This is a genomic window from Arthrobacter sp. V1I7, from assembly GCF_030817015.1.
Lineage (GTDB): Bacteria > Actinomycetota > Actinomycetes > Actinomycetales > Micrococcaceae > Arthrobacter.
The window spans coordinates 2,073,872-2,092,174 of sequence record NZ_JAUSYS010000001.1; the positions used below are offsets into that span (position 1 = coordinate 2,073,872).

The 18,303-nt window shown below is 68.3% G+C and carries 20 protein-coding genes; 11 read left to right on the top strand and 9 right to left on the bottom strand.

Annotated features, from left to right (window positions below; genetic code table 11):
* Positions 1-81 precede the first annotated feature (81 nt).
* Positions 82-1,128, top strand: coding sequence for a YeiH family protein (locus QFZ69_RS09690; protein WP_373461935.1), 1,047 nt, complete (start codon positions 82-84; stop codon positions 1,126-1,128).
* 4 nt (positions 1,129-1,132) lie between these two features.
* Positions 1,133-3,772: an aminopeptidase N gene (gene pepN / locus QFZ69_RS09695; protein ID WP_307000077.1), complete on the top strand. Its 2,640-nt coding sequence runs from the start codon at positions 1,133-1,135 to the stop codon at positions 3,770-3,772.
* A 37-nt stretch (positions 3,773-3,809) separates the two neighbouring features.
* On the opposite strand, the gene QFZ69_RS09700 is transcribed toward pepN, so the two are convergent.
* From QFZ69_RS09700 to QFZ69_RS09720, 5 genes are all read right to left on the bottom strand, one after another.
* Entirely contained in the window at positions 3,810-4,916 is a 1,107-nt protein-coding gene (locus tag QFZ69_RS09700) for a biotin/lipoate A/B protein ligase family protein (protein WP_306917665.1), read from the bottom strand.
* 122 nt (positions 4,917-5,038) lie between these two features.
* Complete coding sequence (locus tag QFZ69_RS09705; protein ID WP_306917667.1) at positions 5,039-5,296, bottom strand: type B 50S ribosomal protein L31; 258 nt, start codon at positions 5,294-5,296, stop codon at positions 5,039-5,041.
* A 150-nt stretch (positions 5,297-5,446) separates the two neighbouring features.
* Positions 5,447-6,256: an RNA methyltransferase gene (locus QFZ69_RS09710; protein WP_306917670.1), complete on the bottom strand. Its 810-nt coding sequence runs from the start codon at positions 6,254-6,256 to the stop codon at positions 5,447-5,449.
* Positions 6,257-6,263: 7 nt separating this feature from the next.
* A complete protein-coding gene (locus tag QFZ69_RS09715; protein ID WP_306917672.1) occupies positions 6,264-7,049 on the bottom strand; it encodes a sulfite exporter TauE/SafE family protein in 786 nt (261 codons plus the stop codon).
* A gap of 17 nt (positions 7,050-7,066) precedes the next feature.
* A complete protein-coding gene (locus QFZ69_RS09720; RefSeq protein ID WP_306917674.1) occupies positions 7,067-7,852 on the bottom strand; it encodes an ABC transporter ATP-binding protein in 786 nt (261 codons plus the stop codon).
* Positions 7,853-8,045: 193 nt separating this feature from the next.
* On the opposite strand from QFZ69_RS09720, the gene serB reads away from it, so the two are divergent.
* The gene (gene serB / locus QFZ69_RS09725) at positions 8,046-8,936 is read left to right on the top strand and encodes a phosphoserine phosphatase SerB (RefSeq protein WP_306917676.1); all 891 of its coding nucleotides are present in this window, start codon (positions 8,046-8,048) and stop codon (positions 8,934-8,936) included.
* Between the two features lie 75 nt (positions 8,937-9,011).
* Here the strand turns inward: serB and QFZ69_RS09730 are convergent, their stop codons facing one another.
* Positions 9,012-9,764 carry an SDR family oxidoreductase gene (locus QFZ69_RS09730; RefSeq protein ID WP_306917678.1) on the bottom strand — a complete coding sequence of 251 codons (753 nt, stop codon included), beginning with the start codon at positions 9,762-9,764 and terminating at the stop codon, positions 9,012-9,014.
* Positions 9,765-9,985: 221 nt separating this feature from the next.
* On the opposite strand from QFZ69_RS09730, the gene QFZ69_RS09735 reads away from it, so the two are divergent.
* Positions 9,986-10,351 carry a DUF5655 domain-containing protein gene (locus tag QFZ69_RS09735; protein ID WP_306917679.1) on the top strand — a complete coding sequence of 122 codons (366 nt, stop codon included), beginning with the start codon at positions 9,986-9,988 and terminating at the stop codon, positions 10,349-10,351.
* A gap of 30 nt (positions 10,352-10,381) precedes the next feature.
* Here the strand turns inward: QFZ69_RS09735 and QFZ69_RS09740 are convergent, their stop codons facing one another.
* On the bottom strand, positions 10,382-10,804 hold the full coding sequence (locus QFZ69_RS09740; RefSeq protein ID WP_306917681.1) for an Hsp20/alpha crystallin family protein: 423 nt from the start codon (positions 10,802-10,804) through the stop codon (positions 10,382-10,384).
* A 205-nt stretch (positions 10,805-11,009) separates the two neighbouring features.
* Positions 11,010-11,735: a beta-ketoacyl-ACP reductase gene (locus QFZ69_RS09745; protein ID WP_306917683.1), complete on the bottom strand. Its 726-nt coding sequence runs from the start codon at positions 11,733-11,735 to the stop codon at positions 11,010-11,012.
* A 148-nt stretch (positions 11,736-11,883) separates the two neighbouring features.
* Here QFZ69_RS09745 and QFZ69_RS09750 point away from each other — a divergent pair, with 148 nt between their 5' ends.
* Genes QFZ69_RS09750 through QFZ69_RS09765 form a run of 4 tightly spaced genes read left to right on the top strand, consistent with a single transcriptional unit; the run spans position 11,884 to position 13,948 of the window.
* Positions 11,884-12,342: a DUF3099 domain-containing protein gene (locus tag QFZ69_RS09750; protein WP_306917685.1), complete on the top strand. Its 459-nt coding sequence runs from the start codon at positions 11,884-11,886 to the stop codon at positions 12,340-12,342.
* Complete coding sequence (locus QFZ69_RS09755) at positions 12,339-12,590, top strand: hypothetical protein (protein ID WP_306917686.1); 252 nt, start codon at positions 12,339-12,341, stop codon at positions 12,588-12,590. The genes QFZ69_RS09750 and QFZ69_RS09755 overlap by 4 nt, the downstream gene beginning before the upstream one ends.
* Positions 12,591-13,469 (top strand): SURF1 family protein, encoded by an 879-nt coding sequence (locus QFZ69_RS09760; RefSeq protein ID WP_306917688.1) that lies wholly within the window; start codon positions 12,591-12,593, stop codon positions 13,467-13,469. It begins immediately after the preceding gene.
* An 11-nt stretch (positions 13,470-13,480) separates the two neighbouring features.
* Complete coding sequence (locus tag QFZ69_RS09765) at positions 13,481-13,948, top strand: YbaK/EbsC family protein (protein WP_306917690.1); 468 nt, start codon at positions 13,481-13,483, stop codon at positions 13,946-13,948.
* Positions 13,949-14,020: 72 nt separating this feature from the next.
* On the opposite strand, the gene QFZ69_RS09770 is transcribed toward QFZ69_RS09765, so the two are convergent.
* Positions 14,021-15,619 (bottom strand): ABC-F family ATP-binding cassette domain-containing protein, encoded by a 1,599-nt coding sequence (locus QFZ69_RS09770; protein WP_306917692.1) that lies wholly within the window; start codon positions 15,617-15,619, stop codon positions 14,021-14,023.
* A 274-nt stretch (positions 15,620-15,893) separates the two neighbouring features.
* Here QFZ69_RS09770 and QFZ69_RS09775 point away from each other — a divergent pair, with 274 nt between their 5' ends.
* From QFZ69_RS09775 to QFZ69_RS09785, 3 genes are read left to right on the top strand one after another with little or no spacing between them, the layout of a single operon-like run.
* On the top strand, positions 15,894-16,688 hold the full coding sequence (locus QFZ69_RS09775) for a biotin transporter BioY (protein WP_306917694.1): 795 nt from the start codon (positions 15,894-15,896) through the stop codon (positions 16,686-16,688).
* A complete protein-coding gene (locus QFZ69_RS09780; protein ID WP_306917695.1) occupies positions 16,685-17,431 on the top strand; it encodes an energy-coupling factor ABC transporter ATP-binding protein in 747 nt (248 codons plus the stop codon). The genes QFZ69_RS09775 and QFZ69_RS09780 overlap by 4 nt, the downstream gene beginning before the upstream one ends.
* Positions 17,428-18,060 (top strand): energy-coupling factor transporter transmembrane protein EcfT, encoded by a 633-nt coding sequence (locus tag QFZ69_RS09785; protein WP_306917696.1) that lies wholly within the window; start codon positions 17,428-17,430, stop codon positions 18,058-18,060. The genes QFZ69_RS09780 and QFZ69_RS09785 overlap by 4 nt, the downstream gene beginning before the upstream one ends.
* Positions 18,061-18,303 lie beyond the last annotated feature (243 nt).

Here is an 18,303-nt window from a genome sequence, read left to right on the forward strand (position 1 = left end):
GGACCCAAGGCAAAACCCCGCCAGGCCAGCCGGGGCGGTTGCAGGTTTCCGCGGCGTGTAAGGCAAGGTAGGGACGTGCCCCTGTTCAGCCCAAAGCCCCCGCCCGCGACGACCCGACGGGCCGGCTTCGCCGCCGCCGCGTCCCTCGCAGGGCCGGGCCTGCTGGCCGCCGCGGCCGCCGTCGTGCTGGCCCTGGCCGTCCACGCCCTCGTCCCGGCACTGCCGGCGATGACCGTGGCAGTGGTACTCGGGCTCCTGGCGGCCAACCTGCCGGGCGTGGCCGCCTGGAGCGCCGGGCGGGCCCGGCCCGGGCTGGACTTCGCCGGCAAACACCTGATGCGTGGCGGAATCGTGGTGCTCGGCCTGAAGGTCAGCCTCGTCGACGTGCTGGGCCTCGGCGGACCCGCCCTGCTCCTGATCACCGGAGTCGTGCTGGCCGCCTTCGCCGGGACCTACGGCATCAGCAGGCTCTTCCGCCTGACCCCGCCGGTGGCGCTGCTGATCGCCACCGGCTTTTCAATCTGCGGCGCCTCGGCCATCGGAGCCGTGGCCGCGGTGCGGCGGATCCGGCAGCAGGACACTGTGCTGCCGATCGCCCTGGTGACGCTGTGCGGCACGCTCGCCATCGGCGTGCTCCCCCTGCTGATGCGGCCGCTGGGACTGGGGCCGGAACGATTCGGGGCGTGGGCCGGGGCGTCCGTGCACGACGTCGGACAGGTGGTCGCCACGGCGCAGACGGCCGGAGCCTCGGCGCTCGCGGTCGCCGTCGTCGTCAAACTCACCCGGGTGGTGCTCCTGGCACCCATGGTGGCCGCCGCGGGCCTGCATCACCGCAACGGCGCGGGCGCCCGCTCCGGCGGCGGGCGGCCCCCCGTCGTTCCGCTGTTCGTGATCGGCTTCCTGGCGCTGGCCGCCCTGCGCTCCACGGGCTGGCTGTCCCCCGCAGTGCTGGACGCCGCCGCCGTCCTCCAGGACCTGCTGCTGGGCATGGCCCTCTTCGGCCTCGGATCGGCCGTCCGGGTATCGCAGCTGCTCCACACCGGGGTCCGGCCCTTGCTGGCCGCCCTGGCTTCCTGGCTGCTGATCGGAGTGCTGGGGCTGGGCGCCGCCGCCATCATGATTAGATAGCTGGGTGTCGAACCAGAACCTGCGCCGCGACGAGGCGGCCACACGCTCAGCCCTGATCACCACGCACAGCTACGATGTCTCCCTCGACGTCCGGCGGGCGGCGGATCCGAACGTGGCCGGCTACACCAGCCGCAGCGTGATCACCTTCGCCGCGGGCGAGCCGGGCGCCTCGACCTTCCTCGACTTCATCAGCGGCGAGCTGCACAGCGTCTTCCTGAACGGCAAGGGGCTGCCGATCGCCGACATCGCGGACGGCTCCCGGATCCGGCTCGACAACCTGCAGGCAGAAAACCAGGTCACCGTCACCGGCACCGCGTTGTTCAGCACCTCGGGCGAGGGCATGCACCGCTTCTTCGACCCGGCCGACGGGCAGTGCTACCTGTACACACAGTACGAGCCCGCAGACGCCCGGCGGGTCTTCGCGAACTTTGAACAGCCCGATCTCAAGGCCGAATTCACCTTCCACGTGCTGGCGCCCTCCGGGTGGCAGGTGGCCTCCAACGGAAGCGAAACCGAGCGGATCCAGCTGACCAGCGACCCGGCCACGAGCCGCTGGGACTTCGCCCCGACCAAACCGATGTCCACTTACATCACGACCGTCCTGGCAGGCCCCTACTTCAAGGCGGAAGATACCTGGAACGGGACGCTTGGTGACGGGACCGTCCTGGCGGTACCGCTGGCGCTGTACTGCCGCGCCTCGATGGCCGAGTCCTTCGACGCGGCCGCGCTCTTCCGGCTGACCAGGAATGGCCTCGACTTCTTCAACGGGCTCTTCGACTTCCCGTACCCCTGGGGCAAGTACGACCAGGCCTTTGTGCCGGAGTACAACCTGGGCGCGATGGAAAACCCCGGGCTCGTCACCTTCACGGAAAGCTACGTGTTCACCTCGCGGGCCACCGATTCGCAGTACCAGGCCCGCGCCAACACCCTGCTGCACGAGATGGCGCACATGTGGTTCGGCGACCTCGTCACCATGCAGTGGTGGGACGATCTGTGGCTCAAGGAATCCTTCGCGGACTACATGGGCACCCTCGGCCTGGACCGGACCACGGACTGGGATACAGCGTGGGTGGACTTCGCCAACAACCGCAAGGCCTGGGCCTACGTCCAGGACCAGCTGCCCACGACGCACCCGATCGTCGCCGACATCCCGGACCTTGAGGCCGCCAAGCAGAACTTCGACGGGATCACCTATGCCAAGGGCGCGTCCGTGCTCAAGCAGCTAGTCGCCTACGTCGGATTCGAGGCCTTTATCGCCGGTTCCCGCCGGTACTTCAAGGACCACGCCTACGGCAACACGACCCTCGCCGAGCTGCTGGCTGCGCTTGGCGCCGCCTCCGGCCGCGACCTCGGGGAATGGGCCCGACGGTGGCTGCAGACCTCCGGCATCTCGACCCTCACCGGCGAGATCGATGAGCACGACGGCGTCCTGGCGGCCGTGACCCTCGTCCAGGACGCCAGGGACCCGGTTACCGGACGGCAGGAACCGCGGCCGCACCGCCTGCGGGTCGGCTGCTACGACTTCGACGACGCCGGCGCCCTGCTCCGCCACGACAGCGTGGAAACCGACCTCAGCGGCGCACGCACGGCCGTGGCCGGGCTGGCGGGCAGGCAGCGCCCGGCCCTGCTGCTGGTGAACGACGAGGATCTCACCTACGCCAAGGTGCGCCTGGATGCACGTTCCGAAGCCACCGTGCGCAGCTCCCTGGACCGGCTCAGCGACCCGATGGCCCGGGCGCTATGCTGGACCGCGCTGTGGGATTCCGCCAGGGACGCGGTCACGCCCGCGTCCCTGTATGTCGACGCGGCGATGCGTTTCGGACCCTCCGAAACCGGAATCGGGGTGCTGCTGAACGTGCTCGGCAACGCCTCCACCGCGATCGAACGCTACGTGCCGCGGGCCCAACGGGATTCCGTGCGCTCCGGGTTCCTGAACGTGGCGGCCGCCGAGCTGCTGGGCGCCGGGCCGGGTTCGGACCAGCAGCTGGCGTGGGCGCGCACCGTGGCGGCGACGAGCCGCTACGACGCCAGCAGGCTCGAGCTGATCCGCGGCCTCCTGGCCGGCAGCACCGTGGTCCCAGGCCTCGCCGTCGATGCCGAGCTGCGCTGGAACTTCTGGCACGCCCTGGCCGCGCACGGGCAGGCATCCGCCGAACAACTCGATGCCGAGCTGGCCCGGGACAACACCGCCGCGGGCAAATCCGGCCACGCCACGGCCATGGCGGCCCGCCCCGACGCGGCCGTCAAGGAAGCAGCCTGGAATGCCGCGGTCCACGGGACCTCGCTGTCCAACCAGCTGTTGAGCGCGACCATTGCCGGCTTCAGCACCGGTCCGGCGGCCCTGCTCAGCGCGTTCATTGACCGGTACTTCGAGTGCCTGACACCGGTGTGGTCCGGGCGGAGCATTGAGATTGCCAGCCGGATCGTCCGGGGACTCTACCCGGCGGCCCAGGACCTCGACGGGTTTGGCGGGACCCCCGGGACGCACGCCGTGATTGTCCGGAGCGACAACTGGCTGGCCGAACACAAGGACGCGCCGCGTGCACTGCGACGCATCATCATCGAACAGCGCAGCCACCTGCTGCGGGCCTTGACGGCCCAGGCCGTGAACGCCCCGGTGCGGACCGCACAGCCCGCTTCCTAGCGGGGTTGGCGCCAGCGGCTGTAAGTGGGCGCGCGCCCTACGGCACCCGGTGCAGCCACTCGGCGGTCCCGAACTTAGCGTCGACCCTGCGGCGTGCGGCGTCGAGTTCGGCCGCGGTGAGTTCCGACGGCGTCGCGGCGTAGCGTTCGGTGAAGACCTCCATCATCGCTGCCACGATCTCGCCGCGGGCCAGGCCGGTCTGCCGGCGGAGCGGGTCCACCCGTTTCCTGGCGCTCGTGGTGCCCTTGTCCGAGAGCTTTTCCTTGCCGATCCGCAGCACCTGGACCATCTTGTCCGCGTCGATGTCGTAGCTCATCGTGACATGGTGCAGCATTCCGCCGTTGACGAGCCGCTTCTGCGCCGCACCGCCGATCTTGCCCTGGTCCGTGGCGATGTCGTTCAGCGGGACGTAGAAGGCGCTGACGCCGATCTTCTCGAGGGCGGCCATCACCCAGGCGTCCAGGAACGCGTAGGAGTCGGCGAAGCTGATGCCGTCCACGAGGGTCTGCGGGAGGTACAGCGAGTAGGTGATGCAGTTGCCCGCCTCCATGAACATCGCTCCCCCGCCGCTGATCCGGCGGACCACGCTGATGCCGTGCCGGGCGACGCCGGAAGGATCGAGTTCGTTCCGGACGGACTGGAAGCTGCCGATCACGACCGAGGGTTCTTCCCAGTCCCAGAAACGCAGGGTGGGATTCCGGCGGCCGGCACCGACCTCTTCGGTGAGGACCTCGTCCAGGGCCACATTGATGTGGGTGGGCAGGACCGAGGGGGCGATGATGTTCCAGTGGTGGTCCGCCCAGCCGGTGGCCTTGGCGAGGGCGCGGCGGACGGTGACGGCCACTGCCTCCGCGGAGAAGCCGAACAGGACCGCGCCCGGCGGCAGGGACGCCTCCACCGCGGCGGAAATGTCCGCCGCGCCGGCGTCTTCGGGAAGACCGGTCAGCCCCCGGTTGATCTCCAGCAGCGCCTCATCGGGTTCCAGGAAGAAGTCACCGCTGAGCGAGACATTCGCCAGGACCCCATCGACGACGTCGAAGTCGGCCACCACGAGTTTGCCGCCGGGTACCTTGTACTCCCCGTGGTGAGCGGCGCCGCCGTCGTCAGCGTTGCCGGGACCGGGAACCAGGGGAAGGCTTGTCATGCGCTTAATCCTGCCACGCTGCGCGCTGTCCCTCGCGGACGCCCGGACGCAAAAAGCCTGCACGCAAAAAAGCCCGCACCGTAACGGTGCGGGCTTTTTCAAAAGACCTTGGGGCGAAGTTGTTACTTCTTGCCGCCGAAGCCCTTGAAGCGAGCGTTGAAGCGCTCGACGCGGCCAGCAGAGTCCATGATGCGCTGCTTGCCCGTGTAGAACGGGTGGGACTCCGAGGAGATTTCGACGTCGATAACCGGGTAGGTGTTTCCGTCTTCCCACTCGATGGTCTTCTTGGAAGACACGGTGGACTTGGTCAGGAACTTGACGCCGGAAGCCAGGTCGTTGAAAACAACAGCTTCGTACTTCGGGTGGGTATCAGTCTTCATAATTGGACCTTTGTTCGCACAACTGGATTTTGCCAGTTGCCAGGTATGAGTGGGATGGCTGGTTGGCACCTGTCGGCGCAGCACAGCCAACTACTAATGATAGCCGAAAACCGCCCGGCTGACGAACCCTCCGGCGAAGTCCGGCGCGCCTCAGTCGCGGGGCCGGAGCTCCCAGAATGCGACGGCTGATGCCGCGGCGACGTTGAGGGAATCGACGCCGGCACGCATCGGGATCTTCACGGCAAGGTCGGCGGCGGCCAGGGTGCCTTCGCTCATGCCGGCGCCTTCGGTGCCGAGCACCAGCGCCAGCCGTTCCGGGTTCCGGGCGGCGAGGTCCTCCAGTGAGACGGCGTCGTCGGTGAGCTCCATCGCTGCGACCGTGAAGCCCAGCTCCCGGAGCATCGTGAGGCTCCCCGGCCAGTCCTCCAGCCGTCCCCACGGGACCTGGAACACGGTCCCCATGCTGACCCGGACGCTGCGCCGGTACAGCGGGTCACCGCAACGCGGCGAGACGAGGACGGCGTCCACGCCCAGGGCTGCCGCGGAGCGGAAGATCGCCCCGACGTTCGTGTGGTCCACGATGTCCTCCAGCACCGCGACCCTGCGGGCGCCGGCAAGCAGCTCGGGCAGCGGGACTGGCGCCGGCCGGTGCATGGCCGCCATGGCGCCGCGGTGCAGGTGGAAGCCGGTGATGTCCTCGAGCAGCCCGGCGGAGCCGATATAGGCGGGCACCTCCGGGTACTGCTCGAAGACGTCGGCGAGGTCCCGGACCCACTTCTCCGCGAGGAAGAAGGAACGCGGCCGGTGCCCTGCCGCCAGCGCGCGGCGCAACACGCGGGAGGATTCCGCGATGTACATGCCCTCGGCGGGTTCGCGGAGCCTGCGCAGGTGGACGTCCGTCAGCTGGGTGTAGTCGTACACGCGGGGGTCATCGGCCGACTCGAGGTGGTGGAAGGTCATGGGCAGGTCATTTCAGGAGGTTGGCGATCATGAAGCCGAGGGCGACCAGGCCCAGGGTGAAGATGACTCCGCGCAGCACCGCCGGGGAGAGCCTGCGGCCCACCCTGGAACCGATCACGCCGCCGATCAGCGAGCTGACAGCAATCAGCCCCACCACCGCCCAGTCGATCCGGCCGAAGGCAAAGAGCAGGTAGGAGGCCGCCGCGACGATGTTCACGCCCAGGACCAGGATGTTCTTCATGGCATTGGCATTCTGGATGGTCCCGGACATAAAGACGCCCAGGATTCCGACCAGGAGGATACCCTGGGCAGCGACGAAGTAGCCGCCGTAGACGCCGGCCAGGTAGACCAGCACCACCAGCAGGAAGCCGTGGCTGCGGTCCCGGAGGGCATGTTCAGGGTTCTCTTCGCGGTTCCGGACCCACTGCTGGAGCCTGGGCTGGAAGACCACCATCAGCAGGGCCAGCACGATCAGCACGGGGGCGGCGTAGTGGAAGACCTTCTCGGGCAGGTTCAGCAGCAGGTACGCGCCGCTGATGCCGCCCAGCAGCGAGGCGGGCAGCAGCCGGAGCAGCTGCCTGCCGCGCCCGGCGAGCTCCTTGCGGTAGCCCCATGCCCCGGCGGCGTTCCCTGCCACGAGGCCCATCGCGTTGCTGATGGACGCCGTAACCGGCGCGTAGCCGAGGGCGATCAGGACCGGGAAGGTGACGAGGGTGCCGGAACCAACAACGCTGTTGATGGTGCCCGCCCAGAGCCCGGCAAAGAAGATAAAGACGCTGTTGAGGAACTCCACGCGCTGTCAGGGACGCGTCAGCGGCGGGCAGTGGCGGTGTAACGTCCCGCTGCGACGCTGACGTCCAGGGGCAGGCCGAAGGTCTCGCTCAGGTTGTCCGAGGTGAGGACCTCAGCCACCGGACCCTGCGCGACCACGCCGCCGTCGCGCATCAGCATGGCGTGGGTGAATCCCGGCGGGACCTCTTCGAGGTGGTGGGTGACCAGGACGATGGCCGGGGCCGCCTCGTCGCGGGCCAGTTCGCTGAGCCGGTACACGAGGTCCTCGCGGCCGCCGAGGTCGAGCCCGGCGGCGGGTTCGTCGAGGAGCAACAGCTCCGGGTCCGTCATGAGGGCCCGGGCGATCTGGACCCGCTTCCGCTCCCCCTCGGACAGTGAGGCGAAGGGCCGGTTGAGCAGCGGGCCCATGCCCCATTCGTTCAGCAGGCCAAAGGCGCGGCGCTCGTCGTCCCTCTCGTAGCCCTCGCGCCAGCGCCCGGTGACGCCGTACGCGGCCGTCACGACGACGTTCAGCACCTTCTCGTGCTCCGGGATCTGGGTGGCCAGGGCGGCCGAGGACAGACCGATGCGGGGCCGGAGTTCAAAGACATCGACGGCACCGAGGATCTCCTCCAGGATGCCGGCCATACCGCTGGTGGGGTGGATCCGTGCGGCGGCGATCTGCAGCAGTGTGGTCTTGCCGGCGCCGTTGGGGCCCAGGATCACCCAACGCTCACCTTCCTTGACCTGCCAGTCCACCTTGTCCAGGAGCGTCTTCGCCCCACGTACAACGCTGACGGCGGCCAATTCAAGAACATCACTCATAGGAGTAGACACTAGGACAAAAGGGCGGCCTACCGATAACCGGGGCATGGTCCCATGCGCCGGTTCGCGCCTGGTCCCCTCGGGCGGCCGCTGGCGGATGTCCCGCGGCATGGCTCTGCGGCATGGTACTGCGGTATGGCATTGCGGCGAAACGAATTCGGGCGCCGCGGGAGCGCTGGCTAGGATTACAGCCATGAGTTCGAACGTTACTGCGGTCAGCTACGGCCCGAAATTGTCCCCTTCCGAGATCCAACAGCTCCGGGCCGTGCTCAGTGCGGCCGGTGTGACCGTGGACGCGGAAAGCCGGACCGGCGACGGCCGCTTCGAGGTGTACACCGCCGATTGCGGCCTGGAGTCGGGGACGGCGGCGGCTCTGACGGAACTGCGCCAGGCAGCGGCGGGCGCGGTCGAGGGCGTGGATACCGCGATCGTGCCGGCCTCGCTCCGGAGCGCCCCGCGGAAGTTCCTGATCATGGACGTGGACTCCACCCTGATCCAGCAGGAGGTCATCGAGCTCCTGGCCGCCTACGCCGGCAAAAGGGAGGAAGTCACCGCCGTCACGGAGGCTGCCATGCGCGGCGAATTGGACTTCGCGCAGAGCCTGCACGCACGGGTGGCCGTCCTCGCCGGACTGAAGGCGGACGTCGTCGACGCCGTCCGCGCCGAAGTGAAGCTCAGCGACGGCGCCGCCGAGCTCGTCGCGGCCTTCCGGGCGGCCGGCCACGTCGTCGCGGTGGTCTCCGGCGGGTTCAACCAGATCCTTCAGCCGATCGCAGAAGGCCTGGGGCTGGACTACTGGATTGCCAACGAGCTGGAAATTGTGGACGGCGCGCTGACCGGCAAGGTGCTTGGCGATGTGATCGACCGCGCTGCCAAGGAAAAGTACCTGCGCGAATGGGCCGCCGCGGAAGGCATCCCGCTGGAGCACACCATCGCGGTGGGAGACGGCGCCAACGACCTGGACATGCTCGGTGCCGCCGGGATCGGGATCGCGTTCAACGCGAAGCCCGCTGTCCGCATTGCCGCAGACGCCGTCGTGAACATGCCGTATCTCGACGCCGTGCGGCACATCGCCGGGGTCTGAGCGGCAGCGGGCAATCGGGCAGGGGCCGGGGCAGATGCCCCGGCCCCTGCCGTTTAGTCGTCCGTGCTCTGACGCTTAGCTGGCGGTCTTGCCGAAGTAGTCAGCGCCGCCGACGTACTCGGTGTGGCCGGTCTCGACGTCGGCCGTTGCCATCTTGGCGACCTCGGCAGCGAACTCGGAGACCGAGTACAGCTTGCCGGCCTCGGCCCGGCGGGCCTCGATGGCGCCCGGGCTGGAGCGGTCCAGCAGGGTGGCCGTGACCGTGCCCTCAATCATGTCGCCGGAGACGACGACGAGCGAGATGCCCTTTTCGGTGAGGTTCGGGATGAGTTGGCGGAGGGCATCCTCGCCGGCGCGCTTGCTGCGCGCCACCGGCTCGTACTCCGGCATGGTGGGCACGGTGTCGATGAAGTGCGCCTGGTGGCTGGTCACGAAGACCACGCGCGAGCCCTCGGGCATGAGCGGCACGGCGGCGTTGAGCATGTTCACCTGGGCATCGCGGTTGAGCTTGAGTGCATAACCCTCTTCCATGCCGGTCTCCATGCCGCCGGAGGCATTCAGCACCAGCACATCGAGCGATCCGAAGTTCTCCATGGCCGCGCTGGCAAGGGTCTGCACGCCTTCCTGCGTCGTGAGGTCGGCGCCCACGGCGGCTGCACGCCCGCCGGCTGCTTCGATCTCCGTGACCACCTTGTTGGCGCGCGGCGCCTTCTGGCGGTAGTTCACAACCACGTTGGCGCCCTCGGCTGCAAGGTACTTGGCGACATCGGCGCCAATTCCCCGCGATGAACCGGTCACAATTGCGGTCTTCTTGTCCAGCAGTCCCATTCGAGCTCCTTTGTTCCAAACGTCCAAAAACGGTGGGTCTGCACTCCATCATGCCAGCGTCGCAGTTCATTCCCGTTGTCCGGGATCCACAAAGAAGCCGCGACCGGGTAGTTACGGAGGAGCTAGCCGGCTGCGCTGCCGCGGCGTAGGCTCGCGGTCATGGGACGGGCGTCCGGAAGGTCTCCAGCCACGACGCTCACGGGAACGCGATGCCGCGGGGCGTGAGTGAGGAATCGACGCCCGAGGAGGTCTTCAGCGGCTCGCCACAGGGCTTGGAGCTGTTCCACGCCGTGGAGCGGCTGCTGGCGTCCCCAACGCCGCCGGCCCTGCGGAGCACGAAGAGCCAGGTGGCCTTTGGCGGGAAGCGCGGATTCGCATACCTCTGGTGGCCGGGCAGATACCTGAAATCCGACGTTCCCGCCGTGCTTTCCCTCGCGCTGCCGCTGCGGATCGCATCGGACCGGTTCAAGGAAGTGGTGGAGCCGTCACCCGGCGTGTGGATGCATCACCTTGAACTGCACACCGTCGACGAACTAGACGAGGAAGTGGCCGGCTGGCTTCGGCAGGCGCGGGACGCGGCGGACTGATTCCGCCGCGGGCCCCGCCGGCTGGAATGATCAGGTGTGCTCGACCCGGATCTTCTTTTTGGTGCCAGCCTCCGGCGGTGTGGCCGGTGCTGGGGCCCGGACCTCGAGGACGCCATCCTTGTAGCTGGCGGTAATGTCTTCTTCCTTGGCACCGGGCGGCAGGGCGATGCTGCGCTGGAAGGAGCCATAGCGAAACTCCGAGCGGTACCCGGTCTTGCTTTTGTGTTCTGACTTTTCCTCGCGCTCGGCCTGAATATTGAGCATGCCCTCGCTCACGGAGACGTCGACGTCCGTCTCGGGATCGATTCCGGGCACCTCCGCCCGGACCACCAGGGTGTCCCCGTCCAGGTACTGCTCCACTTTGATGGACGGCGTCATCGGAAGGTCGCCTTCGAGGAAACGCTTGATCGGCTCCAGCACGTCCGAGGGCGCCCATTTGCTGGGTTCAGCCATGATATTCCTCCTGATTCAGGCTCCTGCCGCGGCATAGTCAGGAGCTGTAGCCCCATTAAACACCCGCTACCGGGCGCACCTTAAGGGCGAAAGGATCCGGCGCGGCTGACCAGGTGGACGGCCATGGCGTCCCGGACGACGTTGGCCCGCCGCGTCCGACGTCGTCCCGTCCGCGTCCGACGTCGTCCGTCGAAGAGTGCCGCCTTTAGTGGCCCATGCCCAGGCCGCCGTCGACCGGGATGACCGCGCCGGAGATGTAGGACGCTTCTTCGCTGGCTACCCAGCGGACGACATCGGCGACTTCGGAGGCCTCGGCGAAGCGGCCGGCGGGGACCTTGGACAGGTAGTCCTTCTGCGTCGCCTCGGGCAGTTCCGCCGTCATGTCCGTGTTGATGAAGCCGGGCGCGACGACGTTTGCGGTGATGCCGCGGCCGCCCAGCTCGCGGGTCAGCGACCGGGCGATCCCCACCAGGCCCGCCTTGGAGGCCGAGTAGTTGATCTGCCCCGGGGCGCCGTAGAGACCGGAGACGGACGAGATGAGCACCACGCGTCCCTTGCGGGCCCGGATCATGCCCTTGGACGCCCGCTTGATTACGCGGAAGGCGCCGGTGAGGTTTGTGTCGATCACGGAGGTGAAGTCGTCCTCGCTCATGCGCATCAGCAGCGTGTCTTTCGTGATGCCGGCGTTGGCCACGAGCACCTCGACGGGCCCGTGCGCGGCCTCGACCTCGGCGAAGGCGGCGTCCACCGAAGCCTCGTCCGTGACATCGGCCTTCACGCCGAGGACACCCGCGGGCAGCTTCGACTCGCTGCGGTACGTGACCGCCACCTTGTCCCCGTTGGCAAGGAAGGATTCTGCGATGGCAAGGCCGATCCCGCGGTTACCGCCGGTGATCAGGACGCTGCGGCCGGTGGATGCTGCTTCAGACATAGTGGTGCTCCGGATTCTGCGGCGGACGCGCCGCGCTGGGGACTGGATTTTCCTGCCTCCGATCTTAGCGTCCGGGCCGAGCGCGTTTGGGCGGCTCCCCCGATGGTGCGAGAATTGAAGTAAGCCTTGGGAGCGTGATCTGACAGCCTTGACACTCAAAAACCGACCCGGTGAAGCGATGCCCGGGGACCGCGACGCGCTTTCCGCTGACACTGAGGTCCACAGCATCACTGACGCCGCGACGGCACACTCGGAAGAGATGCGCCAGCGGATGATCAAGTACGCCGTGGCCATGGGCATCCGCATGGTGTGCCTGATCCTGATTTTTGTGGTGGACGGCTGGTTCAAGGTTCTTCCCGTGATCGGCGCCGTGTTCCTGCCGTGGATTGCCGTGATCATCGCCAACGGCAGCGATAAGGCGGAGATCCACAGCGACTCGCTGCTGGACTACGCTCCCATGGCCGAACTGGATGCGCCCGGAGCAGCCGCAGGGCCGGCGGCCGACGGGGCTGAAGATGCTTCCATAACTCTGTTGCAGGGCGAATTGATCGAAGAAGAGGATGGACTTGCTGACGATGAAGGCGACCACGGGCGGGCTGCTTCATGAGCCTGTTTGACCTTGCCCGGAACGGGAGCCCGACGCCGGGCCCCGCCGAAGCGGTGTGCTCGCGGAAAGCATGCAGGGCCGGAGCCCAGTGGCAGTTGCTCTGGAACAACCCGAAGATCCACACGCCCGAACGGCGGAAGATCTGGCTTGCCTGTTCCGAGCACCGGCCCTGGCTGGAGGATTACCTCCAGACCCGCGGTCTCTGGAAGGAAACCGTGGCCCTTGGCCCGGCTGGCGAGGCCGGCTGAATGTATCGCTTCCTCTTTTCCAGCAAGTGGCTGGGCTATCTCCTGCTGGCCGCCATCTTCGCGACTGCCTGTGTCTTCCTCGGCCGCTGGCAGATGGACCGCCGGGCCGAGGCGCTGGCCGAAATCAACCGCGTCACCTCCAACTACTCGGCCACGCCTGTACCGTTTGCCGAGGTCAGGGACCAGTTCAGCAGCCTGGACGCGCACCGCGAGTGGACCCAGGTGGAACTGAAGGGCAGCTACGACGCGGACGGCCAGCGCGTCGTCCGCAACCGCCCGCTCAACGGCCAGCCCGGCTACGAAGTTGTAGTCCCGTTCCGGCTGGAGACCGGCGAGACGGTGGTGATCGACCGCGGCTGGCTGCCCATCGGCAACAACAATCCCGGCCGGCCCGACTCGGTTCCCGCGCCGCCGGCGGGCAACGTGACCGTCGTGGCCCGGCTCAAGCACGCCGAGCCCGAACTGCAGCGCGGCGCCCCGGACGGGCAGTTGGCGTCCATTGACCTGGCCGCCTACTCCACGCAGCTCGGCTATCCGCTGCTGAGCGGCGCCTATGGACAGCTGGCGTCGGAGAGCCCGTCCGTGGCGGACATGCCCGTAGCCTTCCCCAAACCCTCCACCGAGGAAGGCACCCACTTGTCCTACTCACTGCAGTGGTTCGCCTTCGGCGTGCTGATGTTCATCGGCTTCGGTTACGCGGCCCGGCAGCAGGCCCGGAACGCGGCCATCGACGCGGAGGACGCGGAAGAGTCTGCCGACGACGGCGGCTTCCATCACTCGACCGCGCCGGTGGCCCGCCGCCGGCCTTCGCCCCGCAAGCGGAAACACGCCACGGCGGAGGAAGAGGAAGACGCCATCCTGGACGCCCAGGGCTACTGAAGGAGCGCCGCATGTATCCGGAACCGGTAGCAAACGTGAAGCAGGCGTTGACCGCGGCGGGCGCCGAGGACACGGTCACCGTGTTCGATTCGGAGGTCCCGACGGCGGCCGCCGCGGCGGCCGCGCTCGGTTGCGAGCCCGCTGCGATCGCCAACAGCCTCGTGTTCGACCTGGCGGGCGCGCCCCTGCTGATTCTGGCCAGCGGTGCCGCCAAGGTGGACGTCCGGAAGGTCGCCGCCCAGCTGGGCGCCGGGAAGATCCGCCGCGCCACACCCGGCTTCGTCCTGGCACACACCGGACAGGAGATCGGCGGCGTAGCCCCGGTGGGCCATCCGGAGAAGATCCGCACCCTGCTGGACAGCTCCTTGGCAGTCCACCCCGTGCTCTGGGCAGGGGCAGGCGACCACAAATCGATGTTCTCGATCGGCTACGAGGAGCTCCGGAGGATCACCGGCGCCGAAGAGATGGGCGTCCGCTAGCCCGAAAAAGCGACGTCCGCAACAGCGCTGCGCGAAACGGCACGGAGGGTTTTGGACCCGCCAGCCAGCGCCCTACGCCAGCGTGATCAGGTCCAGGTAGTCCTCGTTCCAGAGGTCCTCGACGCCGTCGGGCAGGAGGACGACGCGCTCCGGGTTCAGCGCCTCGACGGCACCTTCATCGTGGCTGACCAGGACGACGGCGCCGGTGTAGTTGCTCAGGGCCCCGAGGATTTCGGCGCGGCTGGCCGGGTCGAGGTTGTTGGTGGGCTCGTCGAGAAGCAGCACGTTGGCACTCGACGCGACGATCGTGGCCAGCGCCAGTCGGGTCTTCTCGCCACCGGAAAGCACCCCGGCGGGCTTGTCGACGTCGTCGCCGGAGAACAGGAACGACCCGAGGATGCCGCGCACCTCGGCGTCGTTCATGTCCGGGGCGGAGGAGCGCATGTTCTGCAGGACGGTGCGGTCGACGTCGAGCGTCTCATGCTCCTGGGCGTAGTAGCCCACCTTCACACCGTGGCCGGGAATGACTTTGCCGGTGTCCGGCTTGTCAACGCCGGCGAGCATGCGCAGCAGGGTGGTCTTTCCGGCGCCGTTGAGGCCCAGGATGACGACCTTGGAGCCGCGGTCGATGGCAAGGTCCACGTCGGTGAAGATCTCCAGCGAACCGTAGGACTTGCTGAGGCCGTCCGCGGTGAGCGGGGTCTTGCCGCAGGGCGAGGGATCCGGGAAGCGCAGGGCTGCCACGCGGTCCGTCTCGCGGACTGCCTCGAGGCCGCCGAGGAGGCGTTCGGCACGCTTGGCCATGTTCTGCGCGGCGACGGCCTTGGTGGCCTTGGCGCGCATCTTGTTGGCCTGGTCGAAGAGGACCTGGGCCTTCTTCTCCGCGTTGGCGCGTTCGCGCTTGCGGGCCCGCTCATCGGTTTCGCGTTGCTGGAGGTAGCGCTTCCAGTCCATGTTGTAGAAGTCGATCTGGGCGCGGTTGGCGTCCAGCAGGAAGACTTTGTTCACCGTGGCCTCGAGCAGCTCGGTGTCGTGGCTGATCACGATCAGGCCGCCCTGGTGGTTCTTGAGGAACTCGCGGAGCCAGGAGATGGAGTCGGCGTCGAGGTGGTTGGTGGGCTCATCGAGGAGCATGGTCTCGGCACCCGAATACAGGATGCGGGCAAGCTCCACACGGCGGCGCTGGCCACCGGAAAGGGTCTTGAGCGGCTGGTTCAGCAGCCGGTCCGGCAGGGCCAGATTGGAGCAGATCGCCGCGGCCTCAGCCTCGGCCGCGTAGCCGCCGGCAGCCAGGAATTCGGATTCGAGCCGGTCGTAGCGGTTCATGGCCTTGCGCTGGACTTCGGCGTCCTCGCTGGCCATGTCCTCATGCGTCTGCCGGAGCTTTCCGACGGCGATGTCCAGGCCGCGGGCGGACAGGATGCGGTCGCGGGCCAGCTGCTCCATGTCCGGGGTCCGGGGATCCTGCGGCAGGTAGCCGATTTCGCCGCTGCTGGTCACCTTGCCGCCGGCGGGCAGGCCTTCGCCTGCGAGCACCCGGGTGAGCGTGGTCTTGCCTGCACCGTTACGGCCGACGAGGCCGATCTTGTCTCCCTTGTCGATCCGGAAGCTCACCTGGTCCATGAGGAGGCGGGCGCCGGCGCGCAGTTCGAGATCCTGGACGGTAATCAATGCAGCTAAGGCCTTTCACAACAGGGAAAGCCGCGGCACAACGGAGGAATCTGGAAGGCGCCGGGGCAGTGCGGCCGAGAGAACGGCCTCTACCAGTCTACCGGCCCTGCCTCCGCCGGATGACAAGGCCCCTGTCTCCGGCTGGGGGCCGCCTTTGGCGGCGTCCTCCAGCATCCGCGCCGCCGGTTAGTGGAGCACCTACAAAAAAGGCGCCGCGGCGCCGCCGTATCGTCGGAAGCAAGAACTGATCCCCCTTTGACTCGACAGGACAACCATGACCCAGACCGACGGCGCTTCGCCCACCCCCGTCCGCATCCCTTCGTCCGGCAGTCCTTCGTCCGGCACGCCTTCTGCCGGCACGCCTTCTGCCGGCACGGGGGCGCCTGCGCGCCGCGGCCGCTGGGACGCCACGGATCTCGGGCTGATCGCCGTCTTCGCCGCGCTCGTGGCCGGCTCCGCGTTGATCGCCGCGATTCCCGTGGGCGGTCTCGGGGTGCCCATCACGCTGCAGACCCTGGCGGTCATGCTTACGGGTCTGGCCCTGGGCCCGGGGCGGGCCTTCGCCGCCGTCGGGCTGTACGTTCTCCTGGGACTGGCCGGACTGCCGATTTTCAGCGGCGGCCGCAGCGGACTCGGCGTCCTGGCCGGACCGTCCGCCGGCTACATCCTGGCCTTCCCGCTCGCCGCCGCGGCCGTGGGCTGGCTGGCTGCCATTGTGCTCCGCCGGACCGCGGGCAGGGCCGCCCGGCTCCGGGCAGTGCTGCTGTTCGCGGCCGCCATGGTGAGCAGCATCATCTTTGTCCACGGCCTCGGTGTCCTCGGCATGATGGTGAACGCGAAGCTGGACTTCTCCAAGGCCTTCCTCGCAGACCTGGCCTTCTACCCCGGTGACGTGATCAAGAACGCCCTGGCCGTAACCATCGCGCTGTCCCTGCACAAGGCCTTCCCGGACCTGCTGCTCCGCCGCGCCCGGAAGGCCGACCCGCTGCCCGGTGAGGTGCTGCCGGGTGACGTGCTGCCGGGTGACGTGCTGCCGGGTGACGTGCTGCCGGGTGGCGCCCGCCCGTGAACATCGTCCTGGACCGGGTGGCGGTGCGGGTCGACGTTGACGGGCGCGCCGCGCCCAAAACCCTGCTTGAGGGGTTGTCACTTGACCTGGCAGAACAGCGGATCGGCATCATCGGCGCCAATGGTTCCGGCAAGTCCACCCTGCTGCGGCTCCTGAACGGGCTCGTGGCGCCCAGCAGCGGCACCGTGCTCGTGGGCGGTCTGGATACTGTCCGCGCGGTGCGGGACGTCCGACGCCGTGTGGGCTTTGTCTTTACGGATCCGCTGTCCCAGCTGGTGATGCCCACGGGCCGTGAGGATGTCGAGCTCTCCCTCCGGCGCTCGGTCCGGAACGCCGCGGAGCGGCGCAGGCAGGCAGAGACCACCCTGGACCGCTTCGGGCTGCTGCCGCTGGTGGACCAGAGCATTTACGAACTCTCCGGCGGCGAACGCCAGCTGCTGGCCCTCGCCGCCGTCCTCGCCGTGGACCCGGAGGTGCTCGTGCTGGACGAGCCCTCCACGCTGCTGGACCTGCGCAACCGGGAACTGCTGCGCCGGACGCTTTCCGGCCTTGGCCAGCAGGTCATCCTGTCCACGCACGACCTTGAGCTCGCGCAGGACATGGACCGCGTCCTTGTGGTGCACGCCGGCCGGGTCGTGTTCGACGGCGGCCCGTCCGCCGCCGTCGAGCATTACCGTGCCGTCAGCGCGGCGGGGCTCGAGCTGCCCCGCGCTGCCGTGCCGCACCGGGAGCAGCAGCGGTGAGCGGTTCCGGGTTCCTGTTCGCAAACTATGTGCCCGGCGGCTCCGTGGTCCACCGGGCGCCGCTGTGGCTGAAATTTGTCCTGGTCCTCGGCTGCGGCATGGCGTCCTTCCTGGTCGCGGACTGGACGGTGGCGGCCGGCATGCTGGCGCTGATGTGCGGATTGTTTCTGCTCAGCGGGGCGGGGCCGGCACGCCTGCTGCGCGCGGTCCGGCCGGTGCTGCCGGTGCTCGCCGTGATCGGCCTCTTCCAGTGGTGGCAGCTGGGCGGCCCTACCGCCGCCCGGATTGTGCTGAATGTGCTGATCTGCATCGTGGCGGCGTCTATCCTGACGGCGACGACGCCGGTCCAGGCGCTGCTGGACGGGGTGGCCTCCCTGGCCCGGCCGTTCCGGCGCCTCGGCGCGGACCCCGAACGCTTTGCCCTGACGATTGCCATCATGCTGCGGAGCATTCCGTTCATCGCCGGCGCCTATTCCGATGTCCGGGATTCCGCCCGCGCCCGCGGCCTGGAACGGAACCCCCGAGCCCTGGTGCTCCCGGTCTTCATCACCACCGTGGCCTTCGCCCGGCAGACCGGTGAAGCCCTCGCCGCGCGCGGACTGGGCGAAGCCGAGGACCCGGAAGCCTGACCCGCGTCCCCCGGCACCCCCCCCCGCGGGACATGCCCTCCCCTGCCCGCGGGCACTGGACATAATGCCGCTATGTCCACTGTTCGAGCCCAGGAATGAGCATGTCCCCCGATCGTGAGCCCAGGAATGAGCATGTCCCCCGGTCGCGAGCCCAGGAATGAGCATGTCCCCCGGTCGCGAGCCCAGGAATGAGCATGTCCCCCGGTCGCGAGCCCAGGAATGAGCATGTCCCCCGATCGTGAG

Bases quoted from the DNA above. Each gene is read 5' to 3' on its own strand.
- QFZ69_RS09700 (WP_306917665.1), bottom strand. From the start codon at position 4,916: ATGACAAGCCTTCCCCTGGTTCCCGGTCCCGGCAACGCTGACGACGGC.
- QFZ69_RS09705 (WP_306917667.1), bottom strand. From the start codon at position 5,296: ATGAAGACTGATACCCACCCGAAGTACGAAGCTGTTGTTTTCAACGAC.
- QFZ69_RS09710 (WP_306917670.1), bottom strand. From the start codon at position 6,256: ATGACCTTCCACCACCTCGAGTCGGCCGATGACCCCCGCGTGTACGAC.
- QFZ69_RS09720 (WP_306917674.1), bottom strand. From the start codon at position 7,852: ATGAGTGATGTTCTTGAATTGGCCGCCGTCAGCGTTGTACGTGGGGCG.
- serB (WP_306917676.1), top strand. From the start codon at position 8,046: ATGAGTTCGAACGTTACTGCGGTCAGCTACGGCCCGAAATTGTCCCCT.
- QFZ69_RS09730 (WP_306917678.1), bottom strand. From the start codon at position 9,764: ATGGGACTGCTGGACAAGAAGACCGCAATTGTGACCGGTTCATCGCGG.
- QFZ69_RS09740 (WP_306917681.1), bottom strand. From the start codon at position 10,804: ATGGCTGAACCCAGCAAATGGGCGCCCTCGGACGTGCTGGAGCCGATC.
- QFZ69_RS09745 (WP_306917683.1), bottom strand. From the start codon at position 11,735: ATGTCTGAAGCAGCATCCACCGGCCGCAGCGTCCTGATCACCGGCGGT.
- QFZ69_RS09755 (WP_306917686.1), top strand. From the start codon at position 12,339: ATGAGCCTGTTTGACCTTGCCCGGAACGGGAGCCCGACGCCGGGCCCC.
- QFZ69_RS09760 (WP_306917688.1), top strand. From the start codon at position 12,591: ATGTATCGCTTCCTCTTTTCCAGCAAGTGGCTGGGCTATCTCCTGCTG.
- QFZ69_RS09765 (WP_306917690.1), top strand. From the start codon at position 13,481: ATGTATCCGGAACCGGTAGCAAACGTGAAGCAGGCGTTGACCGCGGCG.
- QFZ69_RS09775 (WP_306917694.1), top strand. From the start codon at position 15,894: ATGACCCAGACCGACGGCGCTTCGCCCACCCCCGTCCGCATCCCTTCG.